The 21,956-nt window shown below is 57.2% G+C and carries 24 protein-coding genes; 15 read left to right on the top strand and 9 right to left on the bottom strand.

Annotated features, from left to right (window positions below):
- Positions 1-14: 14 nt before the first annotated feature.
- The gene (argS, locus tag BLU89_RS02410) at positions 15-1,760 is read right to left on the bottom strand and encodes an arginine--tRNA ligase (protein WP_074734161.1); all 1,746 of its coding nucleotides are present in this window, start codon (positions 1,758-1,760) and stop codon (positions 15-17) included.
- 133 nt (positions 1,761-1,893) lie between these two features.
- On the opposite strand from argS, the gene BLU89_RS02405 reads away from it, so the two are divergent.
- Positions 1,894-2,445 carry a putative pterin-binding protein gene (locus BLU89_RS02405; RefSeq protein ID WP_074736321.1) on the top strand — a complete coding sequence of 184 codons (552 nt, stop codon included), beginning with the start codon at positions 1,894-1,896 and terminating at the stop codon, positions 2,443-2,445.
- On the opposite strand, the gene BLU89_RS02400 is transcribed toward BLU89_RS02405, so the two are convergent.
- Entirely contained in the window at positions 2,427-3,584 is a 1,158-nt protein-coding gene (locus tag BLU89_RS02400; protein ID WP_074734160.1) for a deoxyguanosinetriphosphate triphosphohydrolase, read from the bottom strand. The two genes, BLU89_RS02405 and BLU89_RS02400, sit on opposite strands and share 19 nt — an antisense overlap.
- A gap of 76 nt (positions 3,585-3,660) precedes the next feature.
- Between BLU89_RS02400 and BLU89_RS02395 the strand changes: the two genes are divergently transcribed.
- Positions 3,661-3,984 (top strand): HesB/IscA family protein, encoded by a 324-nt coding sequence (locus BLU89_RS02395; RefSeq protein ID WP_074734159.1) that lies wholly within the window; start codon positions 3,661-3,663, stop codon positions 3,982-3,984.
- A gap of 280 nt (positions 3,985-4,264) precedes the next feature.
- The gene (gene xth, locus BLU89_RS02390) at positions 4,265-5,044 is read left to right on the top strand and encodes an exodeoxyribonuclease III (protein ID WP_074734158.1); all 780 of its coding nucleotides are present in this window, start codon (positions 4,265-4,267) and stop codon (positions 5,042-5,044) included.
- A gap of 4 nt (positions 5,045-5,048) precedes the next feature.
- Here xth and BLU89_RS02385 read toward each other — a convergent pair whose 3' ends face one another.
- Both BLU89_RS02385 and dksA read right to left on the bottom strand, forming a co-directional pair.
- Entirely contained in the window at positions 5,049-6,248 is a 1,200-nt protein-coding gene (locus tag BLU89_RS02385; protein WP_245709645.1) for an FAD-dependent monooxygenase, read from the bottom strand.
- Between the two features lie 24 nt (positions 6,249-6,272).
- Positions 6,273-6,695, bottom strand: a complete 423-nt coding sequence (dksA, locus tag BLU89_RS02380; protein ID WP_074736317.1) for an RNA polymerase-binding protein DksA — start codon at positions 6,693-6,695, stop codon at positions 6,273-6,275.
- 386 nt (positions 6,696-7,081) lie between these two features.
- Here dksA and BLU89_RS02375 point away from each other — a divergent pair, with 386 nt between their 5' ends.
- From BLU89_RS02375 to BLU89_RS02350, 7 genes are all read left to right on the top strand, one after another.
- The gene (locus BLU89_RS02375) at positions 7,082-7,927 is read left to right on the top strand and encodes an AAA family ATPase (RefSeq protein ID WP_074734157.1); all 846 of its coding nucleotides are present in this window, start codon (positions 7,082-7,084) and stop codon (positions 7,925-7,927) included.
- An 89-nt stretch (positions 7,928-8,016) separates the two neighbouring features.
- The gene (locus BLU89_RS02370) at positions 8,017-8,466 is read left to right on the top strand and encodes a GNAT family N-acetyltransferase (RefSeq protein ID WP_074734156.1); all 450 of its coding nucleotides are present in this window, start codon (positions 8,017-8,019) and stop codon (positions 8,464-8,466) included.
- On the top strand, positions 8,463-9,827 hold the full coding sequence (locus BLU89_RS02365; protein ID WP_074734154.1) for a DUF2927 domain-containing protein: 1,365 nt from the start codon (positions 8,463-8,465) through the stop codon (positions 9,825-9,827). Before BLU89_RS02370 ends, BLU89_RS02365 begins: the two co-directional genes overlap by 4 nt.
- A gap of 6 nt (positions 9,828-9,833) precedes the next feature.
- Positions 9,834-10,001 carry a hypothetical protein gene (locus BLU89_RS21475; protein ID WP_176797649.1) on the top strand — a complete coding sequence of 56 codons (168 nt, stop codon included), beginning with the start codon at positions 9,834-9,836 and terminating at the stop codon, positions 9,999-10,001.
- 4 nt (positions 10,002-10,005) lie between these two features.
- Entirely contained in the window at positions 10,006-11,190 is a 1,185-nt protein-coding gene (locus BLU89_RS02360; RefSeq protein WP_074734153.1) for a vWA domain-containing protein, read from the top strand.
- A 99-nt stretch (positions 11,191-11,289) separates the two neighbouring features.
- A complete protein-coding gene (locus BLU89_RS02355) occupies positions 11,290-11,880 on the top strand; it encodes an NAD(P)H-dependent oxidoreductase (protein WP_074734151.1) in 591 nt (196 codons plus the stop codon).
- A gap of 67 nt (positions 11,881-11,947) precedes the next feature.
- Entirely contained in the window at positions 11,948-12,637 is a 690-nt protein-coding gene (locus BLU89_RS02350; protein WP_074734149.1) for a M48 family metallopeptidase, read from the top strand.
- 68 nt (positions 12,638-12,705) lie between these two features.
- Here BLU89_RS02350 and BLU89_RS02345 read toward each other — a convergent pair whose 3' ends face one another.
- Genes BLU89_RS02345 through BLU89_RS02325 form a run of 5 tightly spaced genes read right to left on the bottom strand, consistent with a single transcriptional unit; the run spans position 12,706 to position 17,926 of the window.
- Positions 12,706-13,248 (bottom strand): RSP_2648 family PIN domain-containing protein, encoded by a 543-nt coding sequence (locus BLU89_RS02345; protein WP_074734148.1) that lies wholly within the window; start codon positions 13,246-13,248, stop codon positions 12,706-12,708.
- Complete coding sequence (locus tag BLU89_RS02340) at positions 13,245-14,447, bottom strand: RSP_2647 family RNA methyltransferase (protein ID WP_074734146.1); 1,203 nt, start codon at positions 14,445-14,447, stop codon at positions 13,245-13,247. The genes BLU89_RS02345 and BLU89_RS02340 overlap by 4 nt, the downstream gene beginning before the upstream one ends.
- Before the next feature lie 41 nt (positions 14,448-14,488).
- On the bottom strand, positions 14,489-14,761 hold the full coding sequence (locus tag BLU89_RS02335) for a hypothetical protein (protein WP_074734145.1): 273 nt from the start codon (positions 14,759-14,761) through the stop codon (positions 14,489-14,491).
- Complete coding sequence (locus BLU89_RS02330) at positions 14,745-17,540, bottom strand: [protein-PII] uridylyltransferase family protein (protein WP_074734143.1); 2,796 nt, start codon at positions 17,538-17,540, stop codon at positions 14,745-14,747. The genes BLU89_RS02335 and BLU89_RS02330 overlap by 17 nt, the downstream gene beginning before the upstream one ends.
- Complete coding sequence (locus BLU89_RS02325; protein WP_074734142.1) at positions 17,537-17,926, bottom strand: nuclear transport factor 2 family protein; 390 nt, start codon at positions 17,924-17,926, stop codon at positions 17,537-17,539. The genes BLU89_RS02330 and BLU89_RS02325 overlap by 4 nt, the downstream gene beginning before the upstream one ends.
- 156 nt (positions 17,927-18,082) lie before the next feature.
- Between BLU89_RS02325 and BLU89_RS02320 the strand changes: the two genes are divergently transcribed.
- The 5 genes from BLU89_RS02320 to BLU89_RS02300 all read left to right on the top strand — a co-directional run bounded on the left by BLU89_RS02320 (position 18,083) and on the right by BLU89_RS02300 (position 21,907).
- Positions 18,083-18,508 carry a DUF2852 domain-containing protein gene (locus tag BLU89_RS02320; RefSeq protein WP_074734140.1) on the top strand — a complete coding sequence of 142 codons (426 nt, stop codon included), beginning with the start codon at positions 18,083-18,085 and terminating at the stop codon, positions 18,506-18,508.
- Positions 18,509-18,573: 65 nt separating this feature from the next.
- Positions 18,574-19,005, top strand: coding sequence for an RDD family protein (locus BLU89_RS02315; RefSeq protein ID WP_074734139.1), 432 nt, complete (start codon positions 18,574-18,576; stop codon positions 19,003-19,005).
- Positions 19,006-19,080: 75 nt separating this feature from the next.
- Positions 19,081-19,905 (top strand): arginyltransferase, encoded by an 825-nt coding sequence (locus tag BLU89_RS02310; protein WP_074734137.1) that lies wholly within the window; start codon positions 19,081-19,083, stop codon positions 19,903-19,905.
- Between the two features lie 6 nt (positions 19,906-19,911).
- Positions 19,912-20,319, top strand: a complete 408-nt coding sequence (locus BLU89_RS02305; RefSeq protein WP_074734136.1) for a VOC family protein — start codon at positions 19,912-19,914, stop codon at positions 20,317-20,319.
- A gap of 229 nt (positions 20,320-20,548) precedes the next feature.
- Positions 20,549-21,907, top strand: a complete 1,359-nt coding sequence (locus BLU89_RS02300) for a dicarboxylate/amino acid:cation symporter (RefSeq protein ID WP_074734134.1) — start codon at positions 20,549-20,551, stop codon at positions 21,905-21,907.
- The last annotated feature ends 49 nt before the right edge of the window (positions 21,908-21,956 follow it).

Here is a 21,956-nt window from a genome sequence, read left to right as displayed (position 1 = left end):
TCGGGCGATATTGTTTACCGCATCTCCTGCGCCGGGGTAACGCCAAGAATACCCAAGCCCGCTGAAATCACAACAGAAACAGCGCGGGCCAGTGCGATTTTCGACTGGCTTGTGGCAACATCGCCATCCTGAATGAAGCGTAGCTGGGTTTCGTCATTGCCCTTGTTCCACAAGGCGTGAAAATCCCCAGCCAATTCATATAGATAGAAGGCGACCCGGTGCGGTTCATTCGTGCGCGCGGCGATTTCTACCAGACGTGGCCATTCTGCCAGTTTCTTGGCAACCGTCAGCTCGGAGGCGTGATCAATCTTGCCCAGATCGGCCTCAGTAAGGGTTGCATCATCTGCGGCAATCCCGGCCTCAGCCGCGCGGCGCAACACGCTCATTACGCGTGCATGGGCGTATTGCACGTAGAACACTGGGTTCTCGCGGCTCTGCTCCAGAACCTTATCGAAATCGAAATCCAAGGGCGCGTCGTTCTTGCGCGTCAGCATCACAAACCGGGTCACATCCGGCCCGACCTGATCAACCACATCGCGCAGGGTGACAAAGTTTCCTGCCCGCTTGGACATCTTGAACGGCTCGCCATTCTTCCAAAGCTTCACCAACTGGGTCAGCTTGATATCCAGCGACACCGTGCCATCGGACAGGGCCGATACAGCCGCCTTCATCCGTTTGACATAACCGCCATGATCCGCGCCGAACACATCGATCAGCGCGTCAAAGCCACGGGTCACCTTGTCATAGTGATAGGCGATATCCGGGGCGAAATAAGTCCAGCTGCCGTCCGACTTTTTAACTGGTCGGTCAACGTCATCGCCATGCTCGGTCGATTTGAACAGTGTCTGCTCGCGCGGCTCCCAATCCTCGGGCTTCTTGCCCTTGGGTGGTTCCAGAACACCCTCGTAGATCAGGCCCTTATCGGTCAACGATTTCAGCGCCGCCTCAATCCGACCGGTGCCATAGAGCGATTTCTCCGAAAAGAACACGTCCATCTCGACACCCAGCGCCTTCAGGTCAGCCCGGATCAAATCCATCATCGCTTCGGTCGAAAACTCGCGCAGCTCTTCCAGCCATTCGCTTTCCGGCTTATCGATCAGGCTATCGCCATACTTTTCTTTCAGCGCTTCACCGATCGGGATCAGATAATCGCCGGGATACAGACCTTCGGCAATCTCAGGGCTTAGACCATTGGCCTCGCGATACCGCTCATAGGCAGACCGCGCCAGCACATCCACCTGTGCGCCACCATCGTTGATATAGTATTCGCGGGTCACGTCGTGGCCGGAATACGCAAGCAAACTCGCCAGAGCATCACCAAATACGGCACCCCGAGTATGGCCTACATGAAGCGGGCCGGTCGGGTTCGCCGAGACATATTCGACATTTACCTTCTGCCCCTGCCCCATGGCCGAGCGACCATAGTCGGTGTCCTTTTCTAGCACAGCCGCCAGAACACCCTGCCAGACAGCCGGAGCCAACCGCAGGTTCAGGAAGCCCGGCCCGGCAACTTCGGCGCTGGTGATCCGTTCATCCGTCGCCAGTTTCCCCGCCAGCACATCCGCAATGTCGCGCGGCTTCATCTTGGCCGGTTTTGCCAATACCATCGCAGCGTTGGTCGCCATATCGCCATGCGCTGCATCGCGCGGGGGTTCTACCGCCACATTGACAAAGCTCAGCCCTTCAGGCAGCGCGCCATCTGACTGCATCTGCGCCAGCGCGTCCAGTACCAGGCCGCGGATCTCGGAAAACAGGTTCATTTCGGATGTCCTTTTGCTTGCCCGGCGGTTTACCACGCAAAGCGCCAAGGTCAATGGACGCCTAAAGTTTGCGCTTGGCTTGGCACGCAGTCCGGGTAAGCTCGGCCCGATCAGAATGACCGGAGACCTGTTTATGCGCCGCGCCCTACCCTTTGCCCTGCTTCTGTCCACCGCGCTGCCCGCCTGGGCCGAGCTGGCGCCCCCCGAAGGCCACGTCATCCTGACCATGGGCGGCGCGGTTGACGAGACCAACCTGCCCGCACGCGGTGAAGACGACGGCGGCCTCTTGGGCTTTCTTGAGATTACGCACGACGGAGCAGCAGGATTTGACGCGTTCATGCTGGACGGGTTGGAGCAGATCGAGATCACTATCCCCTACGGCCCCCCGGACAATCAGCGCATCTATACGTTCTCAGGGCCGCTACTATCCGACGTGATGGCGCTGGCCGGCGCCGCAGGAAAAACTGCGCTACCTATGGCGATGGACGGCTATCAGGCAGAAATCCGGTGGCAGAGCATCGAAACGCACCAACCCATTGTGGCCACCCGCGCAGATGGAATACCCATGGGAATCGGTGGCTATGGCCCCACAATGATCGTCTTCCCACCCACCGACGACTCTGAGCTGGCACAGGAGCAGGCCAGTCAACAGGTCTGGGCCATCGCCTATATCGCGATCGAGTGATCTCCGGTCAGCCGGGCGTGATCCTGCAGCGCAAACCTGTCGGTCATGCCCGCGATGTAATCCGAGACAATCCTGGCCAGAGCGGTTTCATCGGCCGCCGCCTCAATGTCGCGATGCCAATGTCCAGGCATCTGTTTCGGGTCGTTCAAGTAAATCGGAAACAGGTCCTCAACCACCTTGCTGACGCTTGCGCGCACCTGCATCACGCTGGGTGCGCGATACATGCGCGAAAACAGGAACGCCCGAATCTGTTTGAGGTGCGCCCAAAGACCATCCGAAAATTGAATGACCGGATGGCCCAGATGCCTGATCTCTTCAACAGACTTCGCACCTGACGCGGCGATCAGCTCCTGAGATGTGTCGATCACATCCGAGACCATCACGCCAAAAACCCGCCGCAAGGCCTCATGCCGGCGGCGATAGGTCTCCAGCCCCGGATACCTGGCGTCCACCTCGGCAAAACAGGCATCGACAATCGGAAGCTGCTGAATATCAGCGTCGGTAAACAACCCTGCACGCAACCCATCAAAAAGGTCGTGATTATTATACGCAATGTCATCCGAAAGCGCGGCCACCTGCGCCTCGGCACTCGCATGGGTGTGGAGTTCAAGTTCAAAGCCCTGATTGCACTCGGCCAACGCCCAGGGTAATTCGCCTACAACTGGACCGTTATGCTTGGCGATCCCTTCCAGACATTCCCAGGTCAGGTTGCATCCATCGAAATCGGCGTAATGACGTTCTAGTTTGGTCACGATGCGAATGGCCTGCGCGTTATGGTCAAAGCCGCCGTAAGGCACCATCAATGCGTGCAGTGCATCCTCGCCTGTATGGCCGAACGGTGTGTGCCCCAGATCATGCGCCAGTGCCACGGCCTCGGTCAGCTCAGGATTCAACCCCAGAGCACCTGCAATCGTTCGCGCCACCTGCGCCACTTCGATGGAATGCGTCAGGCGCGTGCGATAACTATCGCCCTCATGTTCAACAAATACCTGAGTTTTATGCTTGAGCCGGCGAAACGCGCTGGCGTGAATGATCCTGTCCCGGTCGCGCTGAAAGCATGACCGGAAACTGCTCTCCTCCTCGGGCACAAGCCGTCCTCGCGTGCGGCCTGGATCCGAGGCAAAACCTGCTCTGTCCAAAGGTCTTGTCCTTGTCGCCTGTCCTAAGGTTTCATATATTGTACGTTGCTAAGGAAATAAACCTTTGGAGCCCGGCATGAACCTGCCCCCCACAGTCACAGAACGCGCCTTTGATCGTCTGGCCGAAATTGGTGCCGCGGATCAGGGCCAAGCCCTGCGCGTCGCAGTGGAAGGCGGCGGATGTTCCGGATTCCAATACGAAATCGCGCTGGATCAGCCAAAAGAAGATGATTTAGTTCTGGAAGGCAAAGGCCAGAAAGTCATCGTTGACTCGGTTTCTCTGCCGTTTCTGGAAAACGCGGTGATTGATTTTACACAGGAACTGATCGGCGCGCGATTTGTGATCGAGAATCCCAACGCCACTTCTTCCTGTGGCTGCGGCACGTCATTTTCGATGTAGCGCCGGTGTGGGCTTTGCCCCCACACCCCCAAGGTATATGCAGCCAGATGAAGTGGGATCCGCTCTCTGACCATCAAAGTCAGAGAGCCTCACCTGGCGCGGTCATCGGCGCCTCCGCCTGTACCGCAATGTCTTTTTCAGAGAAATTGGTTAAGAATCCGTTTCTTCATCTGGCCCCAAATACCTCGGAGCGCGAGGCAGAGCCTCGCTAACCTGTTCTGATCCTTGCCGTTGGGTGCATTCTGCGCGATAGGTTGCTAATGGCACCGGAGGATCGCGCATGAAAATCGCCACGTTCAATATCAATGGTATCAAGGCGCGGGCCGAAGCTCTTCCCCGCTGGCTAGATGACGCCCAACCCGATGTCGCGCTCCTGCAGGAAATCAAATCGATCGACGAAAATTTCCCTCGCGAGATATTTGAAGAACGCGGATACAATGTGGAAACACATGGGCAAAAGAGCTTCAACGGCGTCGCGATCCTATCGAAACTGCCGCTTGAAGACGTGTCTTTCGGGCTACCGGGTGATGATGAAGATGAGCAGGCGCGCTGGATAGAAGCAACCGTCATCGGAAAGCGAGCATTGCGTATCTGCGGGTTGTATTTGCCTAATGGCAATCCGGTACCGGGTCCGAAGTATGACTACAAACTTGCCTGGATGGAGCGTCTATTCGACCGGGCGCGCGAATTGCTGGCATCCGAAGAACCTGCACTTATGGCCGGGGACTACAACATCATCCCCCAGGCCGAGGATGCAAAGCGGCCCGACGCCTGGCGCGAGGATGCGCTGTTTCGGCCAGAAAGCCGCGCCGCATTTCGGAAAATCTTGAATCTGGGTTTTACCGAAGCTTTCCGCGCCCGCACGCATGGCCCCGAACATTATTCATTCTGGGACTATCAGGCCGGCGCTTGGAACAAAAACGACGGAATTCGCATTGACCACTTCCTGCTGACCCCTCAGGCAGCCGATCGGTTGCGCGATTGCCGGATCGATTCCGAAATTCGGGGGCACGAAAAACCCTCGGACCATGTACCAGTCTGGATCGATCTCGACCTCTGAGGGCTTATGCCGTCGCGTCGTAGCTATAGATCCAATCGTATCGGCGCGCCAATCGCCGCCCCATTGCCATCAATGCGGCCTGCGCTGCCAACCTCATTGGGCCGCGCAGATGGAAGTTGCGGGCATTTGCCCCGGCGGCCGCAACCACTTGGCGTGCACGAGGTCGCCTGATGGCCTCGTAGGCGGTCAAAGCGCGTGTGACGCCAGAATGATCCTGAAAAGAACGGGTCAGAATCCACGCATCTTCAAGCGCCAGGCAGGCCCCCTGAGCCATAAAAGGCAAGGTCGGGTGCGCCGCATCTCCTAGCAAAGCCAACCGACCGTTCTGCCATTTCTGCGCTACGGGACGCAGGAACAAGGCCCACAGGTGAACATCTTCGACATTTGACAACATATCTCGCACCGGCCCACCAAAATCGGCAAAGCGGTCACGTAGGACGTCAGGATCACCCTGGCACCGCCAGCCTTCTTCCCGCCAATCGGAACGCTCTTCGATGGCTACGATGTTCATCAGGTTCTGATCCCGTAGCGGATACGTAACCACATGTCGGCCCGGCCCCATCGTGAGCGAAGCGCGTGGCAGCTTTTCTTTCTGGTCCCACGGAATTGTTGCGCGCCAGGCAACCTGATGGGTGAACTCAGGTGCCTCGGGACCGTTCAGGTGCGGGCGGATCGCGCTGCGACCGCCATCTGCGGCAATGGCGCATTCGGCTCGCAGCCTTTCACCACTTTCCAGAACGATCTCGACCTCGCCAGGATGTTTGCGGACAGTCGTCACCCGGGCGCTCAACCGGATATCCACGCCGGCATGTTCAGCCGCTTTGAACAACAGATCAAGCAGATCGGCCCGGTGATAATAATAGGTGGGCCCTGCTGCGGGGGCAGCAACCCGGCTTATCACGCGCCCTTTCCGATAGTCGCGCAGAACCGTACCGCCAGAGATTTGCCCCGCCTCCGGCGCACCCCCGGCAACGCCCAGGGCGCGCAGCACGGCCATCCCGTTGGCACTGATCTGCAATCCCGCTCCAACCTCGGTCAATGCGGGTGCCTGTTCCAGCACGGTCACCTGACCACCCTGCTTGCACAGCGCCAGCGCCGCCGCCAAACCACCAATCCCACCGCCGATGACACAGAATTTCAGACCATTGATATTCATGGCACTGCCATAACGTAAAAACGCCAGGGCGACAGGCCCTGGCGTCATTGTTTTTTCATGATTTTCCAGCGATCAATCGTCGCGGTGAACCTTTTCGCGGCGCTCATGGCGCTCCTGCGCTTCCAATGTCATTGTCGCGATCGGACGCGCGTCCAGTCGTTTCAACGAGATCGGATCGCCGGTTTTCTCGCAATATCCGTACTCGCCCTCTTCGATCCGGCGCAGAGCCGAGTCAATCTTGGCGACCAGCTTGCGCTGACGATCCCGCGTGCGCAGTTCCAGCGCGCGGTCGGTCTCTTCGCTTGCGCGATCAGCGACATCGGGAATGTTACGGGTGTTGTCCTGCAGCCCTTCGATCGTATCGCGGCTGCCTGCGAGTAGTTCTGTCTTCCAATCCATCAGCTTGCGACGAAAATACTCAAGCTGTCGATCATTCATGAAAGGTTCATCTTCAGCCGGGCGATAATCTTCCGGCAGAAAAACTTCCTGCTTCATATTTGCTCCCTCGGTATGGCCTGAAACGTCGGTCGCTGTTGTATTACCTGACATTCGGCACCCCCTTCTGCGGAGCGTTTATCCGACGACGCAGAGATTGTCACTACACAAACGTGCAGCTCGTCGCGGCGTCACTCCGCCTGCTCTAACACTGAGACTTGTAACAACAAAACCCTGTTTTTCTGTGGTTAACGCATGACGTTTTTAAGGCGTCTTCAACCAATGGGATATCCCGGCCCAGACGAATCGCCCGAAAGGGATTGAACAGATGGAAGAATTCACGCCGCTGCGACGCAGCGGTCCGACTTGTAAAAAATGCCGCCTCTCTGTAACCCGTGCAGAGCAAATCCAGCCAACCTATTACGCTAAATTACATGAGGGGTCCCATGACCGCACGTTTTCAAGGCACAGCAGAATATGTTGCCACAGACGATCTGAACATTGCCGTTAACGCTGCTGTCACGCTAGAGCGTCCGTTGCTGGTCAAAGGCGAACCCGGAACAGGCAAGACCGAGCTGGCGAAACAGGTCGCCGGCGCTTTGGGACTGACGATGATCGAGTGGAATGTGAAATCCACCACGCGCGCCCAGCAGGGTTTATATGAATACGATGCGGTCAGCCGTCTGCGCGACAGCCAGCTTGGTGATGAACGTGTGCATGACGTCTCGAATTACATCCGCAAGGGCAAGTTGTGGCAGGCGTTCGATGCTGAGGAAAAGGTTGTCTTGTTGATCGACGAGATCGACAAGGCGGATATCGAGTTTCCCAACGACCTGTTACAGGAACTCGATAAGATGGAGTTCCACGTCTATGAGACAGGCGAAACCATACGCGCCGAGAACCGGCCCATCGTCATCATCACCTCGAACAACGAAAAGGAACTGCCTGACGCCTTCCTGCGCCGCTGTTTCTTCCACTATATCCGTTTCCCGGATGAGGCCACGATGCGCCGCATCGTCGAGGTGCATCACCCCGGCATCAAAGACGCGCTGCTGACCACGGCGCTGACCCAGTTCTATGAAATCCGCGAAACGCAGGGCTTGAAGAAGAAACCATCAACCTCGGAAGTGCTGGATTGGCTCAAGCTGCTGCTGGCCGAGGATCTGAGTGCCGAAGACCTTAAACGCGACGGCGCCAATGCGCTGCCAAAGCTGCATGGGGCGCTGCTGAAAAATGAGCAGGACGTGCATCTGTTTGAACGGTTGGCCTTTATGGCACGTAGCAAGCGGTGATCGCGACTTGTCATCGGTCCGGTCGGATGTCAGCATCGCGGTAACGAAAGACCCCGCGTCAAGCGGGTCACCAGAGCAGGAAACTGAAGATGTCTAAATCCCCCTCGATCCGCCCTTTGCGCTCAGACGACCGGGATCAATGGGCCGAAATGTGGCGCGACTACCTAGCGTTTTATGAAACCGAGGTGCCGGATTCGACTTATGAAAGCACTTTTGCGCGCCTCTTAGGCGATGATCCAAACGACTTTTCCTGTTTTGTCGCCGAACTGGATGGTCGCTTGGTCGGGTTGACCCACTTCCTGTTTCACCGCCACGCTTGGAAGGAAGAACACGTCTGCTATCTGCAAGACCTCTTTGCCAAGCCTGAGGAACGCGGCACCGGCGTTGGACGCGCCCTGATTCAGGCCGTTTATGACGAAGCAGATCGGCAGAAAGCCCCCTCGGTCTATTGGCTGACGCAGGAAAACAACCATACCGCGCGCAAACTATACGACCGCATCGGCAAGTTGTCGCCGTTCCTGAAGTATCAGCGCACATGAGGCTTTTGGGCGTAACCCTCCTGCTTGCGGCGTTGTCTGCCTGTACCACGGTCGAGCGGATCGAGGTGCCGACCCGTACCCAGGTGATCGAAGCATCGCTGCCGCCGTCGAAATCCTTTGGCGCCACGCGGCCCAGCCCGCCTGCCCGTTCGAACAGGAATATTGCCGCCGATTTTCTGTCGCTGCATTTTGCGTTGGAAAGCGGAGCGGAACTTCCTGTCTTCACCCGCTTCGATGGGCCGGTGACGGTGCGGCTGACCGGTACGCCACCACCCTCAATGCAGACCGACCTGAGCCGATTGCTGACGCGACTGCAGCGAGAGGCGCGGATCGACATTCGCCAGATACCCGAGGGTCAGGCGAATATCACCATCGAGGCCGTAAGCCAGAAACAGATCCGCCGCATCCTGCCTCAGGCGGCCTGTTTCGTTGTGCCGAACTCTTCAAGTCTGGAAGAATACCGCCGAGACCGGCGCAAAACCAAAAGCAACTGGACCGAGCTGCGCAACCGCGAACAGATCGGAATTTTCATTCCTTATGATGCCAGCCCGCAGGAAATCCGGGATTGCCTGCATGAGGAACTGGCACAGGCGCTCGGGCCGCTGAACGACCTCTATCGACTGCCGGATTCGGTGTTCAATGACGACAACTTCCACACGGTTCTAACCGGGTTCGACATGTTGATCCTGCGCACGGCCTATGCGCCCGAATTGCAAAATGGCATGACACGCGAACAGGTCGCGGCGGTCCTTCCCGGTGTTCTCAGCCGTCTGAATCCGCGTGGCGATCGGGTCTCGCCGCGACCTGTGGCAGAGACACCGCGCGACTGGATCAACGCGGTTCAACGCTCTTTGGGGGCCAGCGCAGGCTCGGCCAAGCGGCTCAATGCGGCGAATGAGGCTGCACGGATTGGCCAACAGCAAGGCTGGACCGACCACCGTCGCGCTTATCCGCATTACCTGCTGGGACGGATGGCGCAGTTCGAAGATCCCGAAATCGCGCAACAGCAATATGACATCGCCATGAAGTACCTAAAGAACACACCGGGTACCGAAATTCAGCGCGCGCATGTCACCGCGCAAACCGCAGCATTCGCATTGGCGCAGGGTCAGGGAGCTGACACATTGCCGGAACTGAACGCAGCCATTAACGTTATGACACGGGCCGAGAACGCCGCCCTTTTGGCGACCTTGCTGCTGCTTAAGTCCGAGGTGCTTCGGCAGTCCGGGCAAATGGATCAGGCACGAAACGCCCGACTGGACAGTATCGGATGGGCACGTTACGGGTTCGGCTCGGAATTGGTGGTACGCTCGGTTTCACAGGACATCGCGCAGTCAGCTGCCACAGGCACGGGTGGATAACGTCTTATGATAGTGGTTTTGGGCATGGCGCTTTTGGGCGTTATTCTGGGCGTCCGAACAGCGCGGAAACGCAACGGCAGCGGCGCGGATATGGCCCAATATGCGGCTGGTTACGGGATCGCCTTTGCGCTGGTCGGTCTGGTGATCTCGCTGGTACTGGTACGCCTGGTCTAAAGCGATGTTCCTGCCCTTCTTCGAAAACCTCCGAAACGCTGGCATTCCCGTTTCCTTGCGCGAATACCTGACTTTTCTGGAAGGGATGAAAAAGGGGCTCGCCACCTACGATGTCGAAGCCTTCTACTACCTTGCTCGCGTGTCGATGGTGAAGGACGAACGTAACATCGACAAATTCGACCGTGCCTTTGCTGCCAGTTTTGAAGGTCTCGGTGAAATAAGTTTCGATCAGGTGCTTGAGGCTGTCGATATTCCGGCTGAATGGCTGGCAAAGATGGCAGAGAAGCATCTAACCGCCGAAGAAAAAGCCGAGATCGAAGCGCTTGGTGGTTTTGACAAGCTGATGGACACGCTACGCGAACGCCTGAAGGATCAGCAAGGCCGCCATCAAGGCGGCAACAAATGGATCGGAACCGCTGGTACCTCGCCATTTGGGGCCTATGGCTACAATCCCGAAGGTGTGCGCATCGGCCAGAAAGAAAGCCGGCATCAGCGTGCGGTCAAAGTCTGGGACAAGCGTGAATTCAAGAATCTGGACGATACGGTTGAACTGGGTACTCGCAATATCAAGGTTGCTCTGAAACGCCTGCGTCGCTGGGCACGCGAGGGTGCGGTGGAAGAACTTGATCTGGATGGCACAATCCGCGCCACCGCCGAACATGGCTATCTCGACGTCAAGACCCGCCCCGAGCGTCACAATGCCGTCAAGGTTCTGTTGTTTCTCGATGTGGGGGGCTCAATGGATCCCCATATCAAAGTGGTGGAAGAACTGTTCTCGGCCGCGCGGACCGAGTTCAAGCATCTGGAATACTACTACTTCCACAACTGCCTGTATGAAGGCGTCTGGCGCGACAATCACCGCCGCTGGGACCAGCAGACTCCAACGCATGAGGTTCTGCGCACTTACGGACCGGATTACAAATGCATCTTCGTAGGCGATGCCTCGATGAGCCCCTATGAGATCGCCTATCCCGGTGGTGCAAATGAGCACTGGAACCAAGAGGCTGGTCAGGTCTGGCTTGCACGCGCGCGCGAACAGTGGACTTCGAACCTTTGGATCAACCCAGTGTCCGAAAAATATTGGGAATACACTCATTCGATTGGCATGATCCGCGAGATTTTCGAGGATCGAATGGTGCCGATGACATTGGCGGGCCTGGAACAGGGGATGCGGGAACTGACCCGTTAGCGCGGGTCGTTCGCAGGTCTGGGTAAAGTTCCTCTTGACCTAAAGCTACCTTGAGCTTTCACAGTGACCTGTTCCTATCAAACAACAGTTGAGCCTCACGTGCACATTCTGACAGTAATAGATCACCCGAACCCAAACTCTTTCACCGCAGCAGTTGCTGCACGATTCAACAATGGCGCCGAGGCAGCGGGCCATACAACCGAGATTGCGGATCTACACTCCGAGGGCTTTGATCCGCGCTGGTCGATGGCCGACATAGAAGGAGAATCGAGTTCAAAGGCACCTCCATACATAGTTTCCGAACAACAGCGAATAGCCCGAGCCGATGCAATCTGCCTTGCCTTTCCTCTGTTTTGGTGGGGAATGCCATCCATGATGAAAGGTTGGGTTGATCGCGTATGGACATGGGGCTGGGCTTACGACCAGCTGGGAAACCCGAAAAAATCGCTCCAGAAGGCGCGGACCGGCGTGTTGCTTGTGCCAGCCGGGGCGCGCTCTGACGAAATGGAAATGGCCGGATACCTGCAAGCGCTTGAGACAGCATGGACCAGAGGTACCTTTGGTTACTTTGGGTTCTCGCCCCGAAAGATCGAGTTGCTTCACGGCTCTAACGGATCAATAAAGCGGCGGCAGGCGCTTTTGGAGCGAAGCTATGACATCGGGTTTACTTTGCCTTCGCCCAGAGGATGAACACATTCCACTGAAGAGACTCAACATTCCATTTGCGCTTGTGGTGCGGTACTCCCATATCTAACCCATGCTGCGCCTAACACCGATCCTGCTGGCAATCGCCTATGCCGTCGTGATGTACCGGATTTCCGTCTGGCGCACCCATCGCGATTTGGACGCGAAGTCCACCGAGCTGGCCGATCCTGCCCTCAAACGCATGACTGACCGGTTGGCCGCAGCTTTGGAAATCGACCGGGTGCCTGTCTACATTTACGAAATTGATCCAGTGAACGGCTTGGCTGCACCCGACGGGCGGATATTCATTACGCGCGGGTTTTACCGCAAATTCCGCAATGGCGAAGTTTCGGCAGAAGAAATGGCCAGTGTCATCGCGCACGAGCTGGGGCACGTGGCTTTAGGCCATGCACGGCGACGGATGATCGATTTCTCGGGCCAAAATGCAATGCGGGCAGCGTTGATGATGGTTTTGAACCGCTTCATCCCGTTCATCGGTGCATGGATCGCAAATATGCTGACGCACTTGCTGGCCTCTCGTCTGTCTCGCAGTGATGAATATGAAGCTGACGAATATGCAGCCGCGCTTCTGACCAAAGCGGGGATCGGAATTGGGCCACAGAAGTCGCTATTTCACAAGCTTGAGGATTTGACCCAACAGCGTGCGGGTGTGGTGCCAGCATGGTTAATGAGCCACCCCAAAACGGACGAGCGCGTAGCAGCGCTTGAGGTTCTGGAACAAAAATGGGGTTCTGGCGGATAGGTCAGAAGCGAGGGGTCGGTGCTTGGTATTCCCCGGAGTACTTTTAACCAACTGAACCAGACGCGACGTTATGTGGCAAGCGCTTTGCCCAAGCGTGGCAAGCGGGCTTTCTTCATCAGCGCGCGCAAGGTCCAATGATCACCCGACAAGCGATTGGCCTCGGCCAATACAGAGGCCGCGATCTGCGCCATGCCTTCAGAGTCGGAGAGCCAAAAATCATGCAATAATCCGTCCGGGTCACGCCGATCAAGCCCTTCCTCAGCAAGAATATTCTTTGGGAAATCCTTGGTATTGACGGTAACTATAACGTCGGCCGAGCTGGTGATCGCCGTTGCCAGAACGTGGATATCAGCCGCATCCGGCAGCCACAGGCGTTGCTCGGTGCCGGGGTTGGCGGGCTGCATGGCGGATGGCCATTGCGACTGAACCAATGCGATTTCAGCGCGGGCTTGTACCTCACCTTCGGGGCCGAGCTTGCGTGCCGCCCGGGCCCATTCCTCAAGGATGCGCGAGGACCAGACGGGTGTGAAATGGCCAAGCCTGGCAGCACGCAGCAACATCTCTCGCATCACTGTTGGGTAGATGATGCAGGTATCCAGAACCGCTTTCACAGTCGATAGAACACGGCTTTGAGGTAACCGCTTTCGGCCAGTTGTGGCAGTTGCGGATGGTCCGGGCCAGCAAAGCCGGTATGGATTAGTTGGGCCTGCCTCCCTGCCCGGCCGATTCCGCGCGAGGACGCATCGCGGAACCGTCCCAGATCGGCGGCGTGTGAACACGAGCAAAGCCCCAGATAGCCACCCGGTTTGACCAGATGGGCCGCCAAACGCGCAATCCGCTCATAGGCGCGCAAGCCCGCGTCCAGCGCCTGCTTGGAAGGTGCAAAGGCCGGAGGATCGCAGATCACAACGTCAAACCTCGTGCCATCTTCACCCAGTTTGGTCAAAACATCGAACGCATCGCCCTGACGGGTCTGAAAACGTTTAGCGAATCCTGAGGCTTCGGCGCCTTTCATCGCAAGCTCCAGCGCCGCAGCCGAGCCGTCGACTGACAATGCCTGCGCTGCGCCACCTGCCAGCATGGCCAGACCGAAGCCACCGACATGGCTGAACACATCCAACACATCCGCACCGGGATGGATCAGTTTGGCGGCGAAGGCATGATTGGGACGCTGATCATAGAACAGGCCGGTTTTTTGCCCGCCGGTCAGGTCGGCCATGTAGGTAGCGCCGTTCATCGGCACAGGCAGGGGCGCCTCGGGCGCAACGCCGCGCAGGGTCAGACTCAGATCGTCCAAACCTTCGAGCCCGCGGGTGCGGCCCGAAGCATTCTTCAACACGGTGCCAACCCCGGTCACCTTGACCAGCGCATCCGTCAGCACATCGAGATGTGCCTCAGCCCAAGCCGCATTCGGCTGGATCACACAGGCATCGCCGAAACGATCGATGATGACACCGGGAAAACCATCCGCTTCGGCATGGATGAGACGGTAATATGGAGCGTCAAACAATCGTTCACGCAACTGCAGCGCATGGCGCAACCGAGTTTCAAACCATTCAGCATCCAACTGCGCTTTGGTATCGCGATCCAGCACACGGCACATGATCTTCGAGGCCGGGTTCACCGCAACCAAAGCGATGGGCGCGCGTTTGTCATCTTCCAGCACCGCCAAATCCCCTGCCGCGATTTTGCGGGTCCGGCGATCCGTCACGATATCATTCGCATAGACCCAGGGAAATCCATGGCGCAGGCCACGGGCATTGGCCTTCGGTTTCAGACGTATACGGGGGCGGTCGGATGAAAGTGTCATGCCGCCCTCATAGTCGTGAATGCCCAAGGGTGAAAGCCCTGTTAGCGGTTGCGATTGCGCCAGCCGCCCCGCCGTCTGGGTGCCTGAGCAGTCTGCAACCCCTCGGCCAGTACCTGCGTCATGGGATGATCTGCGGCCTGCATGGAATACACCGTATGCAGCGCGCTCAGCGCTTGCTTCTGGTCTCGGTCCTCGGGCAGGCTCAGCGCCCAGTCCAGAAAGATGCTGCGGCATTCGGGCAAGGTTATACCCTCGATACGATAGGCCTCGCGGATCAAGCCTTTGTGATCGTTCGGATCATCGCTGCGTACCATCTGTAACCTCCGTAACCACGCCGCCTATCAGAGTAGCGGCACTGGCGTAACACTCCTGCAATGCGGCCTGCAGCTGGTCGACCTGATCAAACCCGGTGGCCCGGCACAGAAAGGCCGTACCACCCTCGCCGATCTTGTCGGCCTCAATGGTTTTTCCCGACAGCAGACGTGCCGCACATTGCACCGACCAGCATAGGTCGTAACAATGTTTGAGCGTTTGCGCCTGCGCGACCTCCAAAAGCCCGGCAGCGACCGCCCCGTCCAGTCCCGACGAAACATCGTGCTGGGGAAGTCCGGCCAGCAATGCGCCGGTTTCGGCCAACAGTTCGATATCCATCAGCCGTCCCGGACCGTTCTTGGTGTCCCAAACCCCCACAGGCGCTTTGGCTGCGGCCAGCCTGTCGCGCATTTCGGCGACCTCTTTCAGCACCTTGTTGCGGTCCAGTGGGCGAGACATTAGTTCGGTCCGAAACCTTTCGATATCGTCAGCCAAGGCGGAATTCCCGGCGACCACATGGGCGCGGGTCAACGCAAGGTGCTCCCACACCCAGGCCTCATTTTGCTGATAGTTGATGAAGCTGGCCCAGCTGGTAGCCACAGGCCCCTGATTGCCCGAGGGCCGCAGACGCATGTCGACCTCATAAAGACGCCCTTGCGACATCGGCGCGCTCAGCGCTGTGATCAAAGCTTGGGTGAAACGGGCATAATATGTCCGTGTGGCCAGCGGGCGGGGACCGTCGGACATATCCTGATCCTGCGGATCATAGATGACAATCATGTCCAGATCAGATTGCGAGTTGATCCGCCCTGCCCCAAGCGATCCCATGCCCAGAACCGCTGCGCCACGCCCTGGGGCGGGGCCGTGCTTTTTTGCAAATTGCTCGACAACGCAAGGCAGCACCGCTGCAATGACGGCCTGCGCCAGTTCAGCATATTGCCGCCCGGCCTGCGCCCCATCAATCAATCCGCGCAGATGATGAACACCGATGCGGAAATGCCATTCCTTGCACCAGCGACGCGCCAGATCAAGCTGCGTTTCATAGTCATTTTCTTCCGACAGCGCCTGCATCAGATCGGCCTGCAAGGTAACCTGTCCAGGCCAATCGCTGAAGAAACTACCACCGATCACCGCATCAAAAACCGAGGCATTGCGCGACAAATGTGTGGCAAGCGCATGCGATGTTCCGACGATGTCGACCAAGAGATCGATCAGGTGCGGGTTTGCCTCGAACAAGGAAAACAGCTGAACCCCAGCAGGCAGCCCGGCCAAAAATCCGTCCAGCGCCAGCAGCGCTTCATCCGGTTTCGCGGTCTTCGCCAATCGCGACAATAGTTCAGGTTTCAGCCGTTCGAAAATCCGGGCACCTCGCTGTGACCGAAGCGCCGGATAGGCGGTCCAGCGGGCCAGCACGCCCTTGTCAAAATCAACCTCTTGGATGGGGGCGGGTGACGCGCCCGGACCGGGGGCAAAAAATCCCTCCGTCAACTCGTGCACTTCGGTCAGGCGGCGGGTCAGATCGGCGGTCAGTTCATCGCGGCTGATGCCCATCAGGCAGGCGACCCGTTCGATTCCGTCATCTGAGTTCGGAACCTTGTGGGTTTGCGCATCATGTATCATCTGGATGCGATGTTCGACCTCGCGATGGGCGCGGTAGTGATCGGTAAGCTTTTCGGTAACATCCTCGGGCACCCAACCCTTCGATGCCAGCGCGGCCAGACCGGGCACTGTGCCTCGTACTCTTAGCTCAGGGTCGCGGCCCCCTGCGATCAGTTGACGGGTCTGTGTGAAGAACTCGATCTCTCGAATACCGCCCTGCCCCAGCTTCATATCGTGACCGGGGATCGAAAGGTTGCCGCCCGTCCCCTTGTTTTCGCGGATGCGCAGACGCATGTCGTGAGCGTCTTGAATGGCAGCAAAATCCAGATGTCGCCGCCACACGAACGGACGCAACGCCTCCAGAAATCGTTGACCTGCGGTGATATCCCCGGCACACGGGCGCGCCTTGATATAAGCTGCGCGCTCCCAAGTGCGCCCCAGGCTTTCGTAATAGCGCTCGGCCGCTTCCATCGCCAAACACACGGGCGTGACCGCCGGATCTGGGCGCAGGCGCAGATCGGTGCGGAATACATAGCCATCCGATGTTTTATCACTAAGCGTGGCACAGAAGTTTCGCGTGGCACGCACCATCCCCTGTCGGGCTTCGTAGAAATCATCTGGATCGAACCGAGTCTCATCAAACAATACGATGAGATCGATATCCGAGCTATAGTTCAGCTCATGCGCACCCATCTTGCCCATCGCCAGAATGACCATACCGGCAGCAGTTTCGACTTCATCCTGTGTCATGCCCGGAAGCTTTCCGCGCCGGATCAATGCGGCAATCTCCGCTTTTGCCGCTACATCGGTGGCCAGAGCTCCGAAATCAGTCAGCGCTGCGGTCACCTTCTCCAACGGCCATGCGCCCGCCAGATCCGCAAGCGCGGTCAGCAGAGCCATACGTCGTTTTGCCTGCCGCAGTCCGGGTTTCAACTGGTCCGATGGCAGCTTACGTGCCGCCTCCATCACGTCGGTGAACGCCTGATCCGGGTGCTGCAGCGCTTGCACCAACCAGTCCCTCTCTTGGTCGATAAATCCTTTTAGATAAGGGCTGGAGCCTGCTGTTCCTTCGATCAACTCCCCCTGTTCAGCCGTCAATTCGGGCAGCGCAGCACGCGTTTCCTGTCCCAGATCAGGATGGAAGGCACGCGGCAGGCGGTTTATAGCGAGGGCCTCACTCATTCTTGATCCAACGGGGTGTCCTGGCTGAAACTGTTGATCCAGACGTCATGCCGCCGCTCCCACAAAGATGAGATCAGCATCACTTCCCACTCTTCTGCGTCAGGTCGCCGGTAATCAGCGCGGTACGAGAGTAAAACCACATCTGCGGATAGTACGCGCAGTCTGGTATCGCTGAGTTCAAACTGCGTCATCGTAGGTGCATCGGCAAACTGCCCGACGTGATCGTCGCGATTGGCAAATCCGGATGGGTAGACACCCAGGAAATCGGGGCTCAGCAATGCGCGGTCGGCCTCGGCATTGCCTTCAACCAGCGCGCTCCACACTTGTTTCTCCAGCGATAGAATCTGATCGAGTGATGGGGCGGGTTTGTTTTCAGTATCTTGCATAGGCTGAAATTGCGCCTGTTCCGTTACCGCGTCAACCAATCAGGTTCAGTGAATCGCAAAATGTAAATCTTTTTCACATACACCCCTTGCATTGATGATTACCCCCTCCCATCTAGGTAATGTGAAAAGTATTTACATCCAAACTGGAGAGAGCAAATGACCGCATTGTCCGACCACGCCGTTCCCCAAAATCCGGGGTGGCTGCACAGAACCGAAGCCTGGCTTGACAGCAAGGGCAAAGGCGCCTGGATCGCCGCAATGGTTCTTGGCTTTATCTTCTTCTGGCCCATCGGCCTCGCCTTTCTGGCCTATATGATCTGGAGCAAACGCATGTTCAGCAAATCCTGCAGCCGCCGTTCTTCGTGGAAAGGCCACATGAGCGCCATGAAACCTTCGGGCAACAGCGCCTTCGACGCCTACAAAACCGACACTCTGGCGCGGCTTGAGCGCGAACAGCAAGAATTCGAAGCCTTCCTGCGCCGTCTGCGTGACGCCAAGGACAAGGCCGAGTTCGATGAGTTCATGGATGAACGCGCCCGCGACAATCGCAGCGACGCTGAAAATGGCAAGCAACCTGCCTGATCTGACCTTGCCCTGTCCCGCCCGTCGGGACAGGGTGTTCCCGACAATCTACCGGACCACATTTCATGTCTCATCTGCCTGACCCCGACAGCCAACCCGAATTTTATCAATCCGTGGCGACCAAACGCTTTTTTGCATGGCTGTTCGACATCGCCTTTATCTCGCTTCTTTGCACGGTCGCAATTCTGCTGACTTTTGGCATGGGCTTTTTCATCCTGGCACTGATCTACGCCGTCGTCAGCTTCGTCTACCGCGTTGTCACCATTGCCAACGGCTCGGCCACGCTGGGGATGCGTTTCATGGGGATCGAATTGCGTGATGCGTTCGGTGCCCGGATGGATACAGGCAAAGCCATCGCACACACAGCAGGGTATTTCGTCAGCATGATGTTTCCGATTCTGCAGATCATCTCGGTTATCATGATGATGACCAGCGCCCGCTGTCAGGGCCTTACCGATGCTTTCCTTGGCACTGCGATGATCAACCAACGTGCCTGAAAAACACCTGAGTGAAACACTTGGCGGCACCAAGAACCGTTGTTATCATCGGCCCCGAGGAAATGCGGGACCTTCATGCGACACACGCTGCCAATTGCGCCACAATTCTATGTGACGGCACCCCAGCCCTGCCCTTACCTTGAGGGCAGGATGGAACGCAAGCTGTTCACTGCCCTTCAGGGGGACGGCTCGGATCAATTGAACAATTGCCTGTCACAACAAGGGTTTCGCCGCTCGCAGAACGTACTGTATCGCCCGTCCTGCACCGATTGTGCGGCCTGTTTGTCGGCCCGCATAGATGTTTCGGCCTTCCGACCGCGAAAGAGCCAAAAGCGCGCGTTCAAACGAAATTCCTATCTCAAACGACGCGCCACATCTCCCTGGGCAACGGATGAGCAATTCGATCTGTTCCGCCGCTATCTGGATGCCCGTCACGCCGATGGTGGCATGGCCGATATGGATGTGTTCGAATTTGCCGCGATGATTGAAGAGACCCCGATCCGCAGCCGTGTTGTGGAATATGCCGACCCCAAAACCGGCGAATTGATCGCCGTCAGCCTGACAGATGTGCTGGATGACGGGCTGAGCATGGTCTACTCGTTCTACGATCCGCAGTTTCAGCAGCACTCGCTGGGCACGTACATGATCCTCGATCATATCGAGATCGCGCGAGAGGCCGGATTGCCGTACATCTATCTGGGATATTGGGTCCCCGGCAGCCCAAAAATGGGCTACAAGGCCAAGTTTTCGGGACTACAGGTCTATATACAAGGCGAGTGGAAGCGGATCGATAACCCCGAGCAGTATGCCCAATCAGTCCACCACCCCCTGTCATCTGCCCCGATTGCCGAACAGGTGGCTAATATCCAACTGCCCGACCGCCACCCAACCAAAGGCTGAAACATCATGCGGCAAAGCCTTCATGCGGTGACGCTGGTCGTACCGGATTATGATGACGCGATTGCGTTTTACACCAACAGGCTGAAATTCACTCTGACGCAGGATATTGATCTGGGCGGTGGTAAACGCTGGGTGCGCGTGACACCGCCAGGTCTAACCGGTGCCTCATTGTTGCTAGCCAAAGCGGATGGCCCCGAACAGATGACCGCAATCGGCAACCAGACAGGCGGACGTGTAGGTTTTTTTCTCGAAACCGATGACTTCTATCGCGATCATGCCGCAATGCTGGAATCTGGCATCGGCTTTGAAGAGCGTCCGCGCCACGAACCTTATGGAATTGTTGCTGTTTGGTGCGATCCCTTCGGAAATCGTTGGGACCTGATCGAGTTTACGGCCGCTTCCGACGCTTCATAATCATTACTTTACAACAGCTTACAAATACCCCCAATAGGTGCGTCAATTTTAATCACTTCGCATATTTTTTAGGCAGTTGAAAACTGACCTTACGTCACCAAATAAGCCAGACTTCTTAATACACGACCCGGTTCAGACGCCTGCGATCTCATAAATATCTGCAGGGTTTGGTTTTTTGTTGCTGTGACAGGTTCCCAACCCGTCACGGAAGTACTTGAAGGAGGGGAAAATGATAAATGCCGCACGCCGTCTTCTTTCGACCAACCTGACGACCCAGATTCTGATCGCGCTGGCCTTGGGCTCGGTCTTTGGACTGGTATTGAACTATCTCGATATCGCTGCCCTCAATGCCACCCTTGTGCAGGGTGTCCTGTCGATGCTGGGGCAGATGTTTCTGAATGCGCTGCAGATGCTTGTGGTGCCGCTTGTTGTATTCTCACTGCTGTGTGGCGTTGTAGGGATCGGGGATGTTAAATTGCTCGGCCGCGTCGGAGGGCTGACCTTTGTCACCTATCTGGCAACCACAGCGCTGGCCGTGACCACCGCATTGATCTTTGCCGGCCTTATTGGTCCGGGCACGGGATTCGAAAGCCTGCATTTGGCTGGTGAAGGGCTGAGTGTCGCTAACCCACAAACAACATGGGAAATTTTGGCGAACATCGTTCCCAAAAATCCGATCCATGCGCTTGCCAATGGAGAGATGCTGCAGATCATCTTTTACGTGATGGTCGTCGGCATTACCGTTCTGATGATGGGCAGCCGCGCCAAAGCATTTGTCGAAGGCTGTGAGTTCATGAACGAACTGGCAATGAAGATCGCCAAGATCGTCATGGCCTTTGCCCCGATCGGTGTGTTCAGCCTGATTGCCAAGACTTTTGCGATGGAAGGGTTCGGACTGTTCGGCCCGGTCATCGGCTATCTGGCGACGATCAGCCTTACATTGGTATTCCATCTCTGTGTGACACTGATGGCGTTGCTGTATTTCACCACCGGTTTGAGCCCACGGATTTTCCTGCGCAAGATGCGCTCGGCCCAGATTTTCGCATTCTCAACCTCCAGTTCGAACGCGACAATCCCGGCCAGTATGCAATGCGTCACACAGCGGATTGGCGTTGACCGTTCGGTTGCCTCATTCGGTATCCCTCTGGGTGCAACGATTAACATGGACGGGACCGCGATCATGCATGGCGTGGCGACCGTGTTCCTTGCCAATGCCTATGGCATCGATCTGGGGCTGAGCGGTTATCTGACCGTAATCTCAATCTCGGTTCTGGCCTCAATCGGCACAGCGGGGGTACCCGGCGTGGGGATCGTGATGCTGGCGATGGTCCTGAACCAGTTGGGGATGCCGCTGGAAGGCATCGGGATAATTCTGGCGGTTGATCGGATACTCGACATGATGCGAACAGTCGTGAATGTCACCGGTGATGCCGTTGTCACGACCATCGTCGGGCAACGAGTCGGCAAGCTGAACAAGGCCGTCTTCGGCAATCCGGATGCCGGTGTGCTTGGTTCAACAGACCTTGCTATCGACGATGCCGCCGAAAAGGTGCTTGCAACGATGGCCCAACCACAACCACATTCCTGATAAAAAAAACGGAGGCCCGTTGGGGCCTCCGTTTCTGCTGACAGTCAAG

This window comes from Ruegeria halocynthiae (genome assembly GCF_900106805.1).
Taxonomy (GTDB): Bacteria; Pseudomonadota; Alphaproteobacteria; order Rhodobacterales; family Rhodobacteraceae; genus Ruegeria; species Ruegeria halocynthiae.
This window is presented reverse-complemented; position numbering and strand designations above follow the sequence as displayed.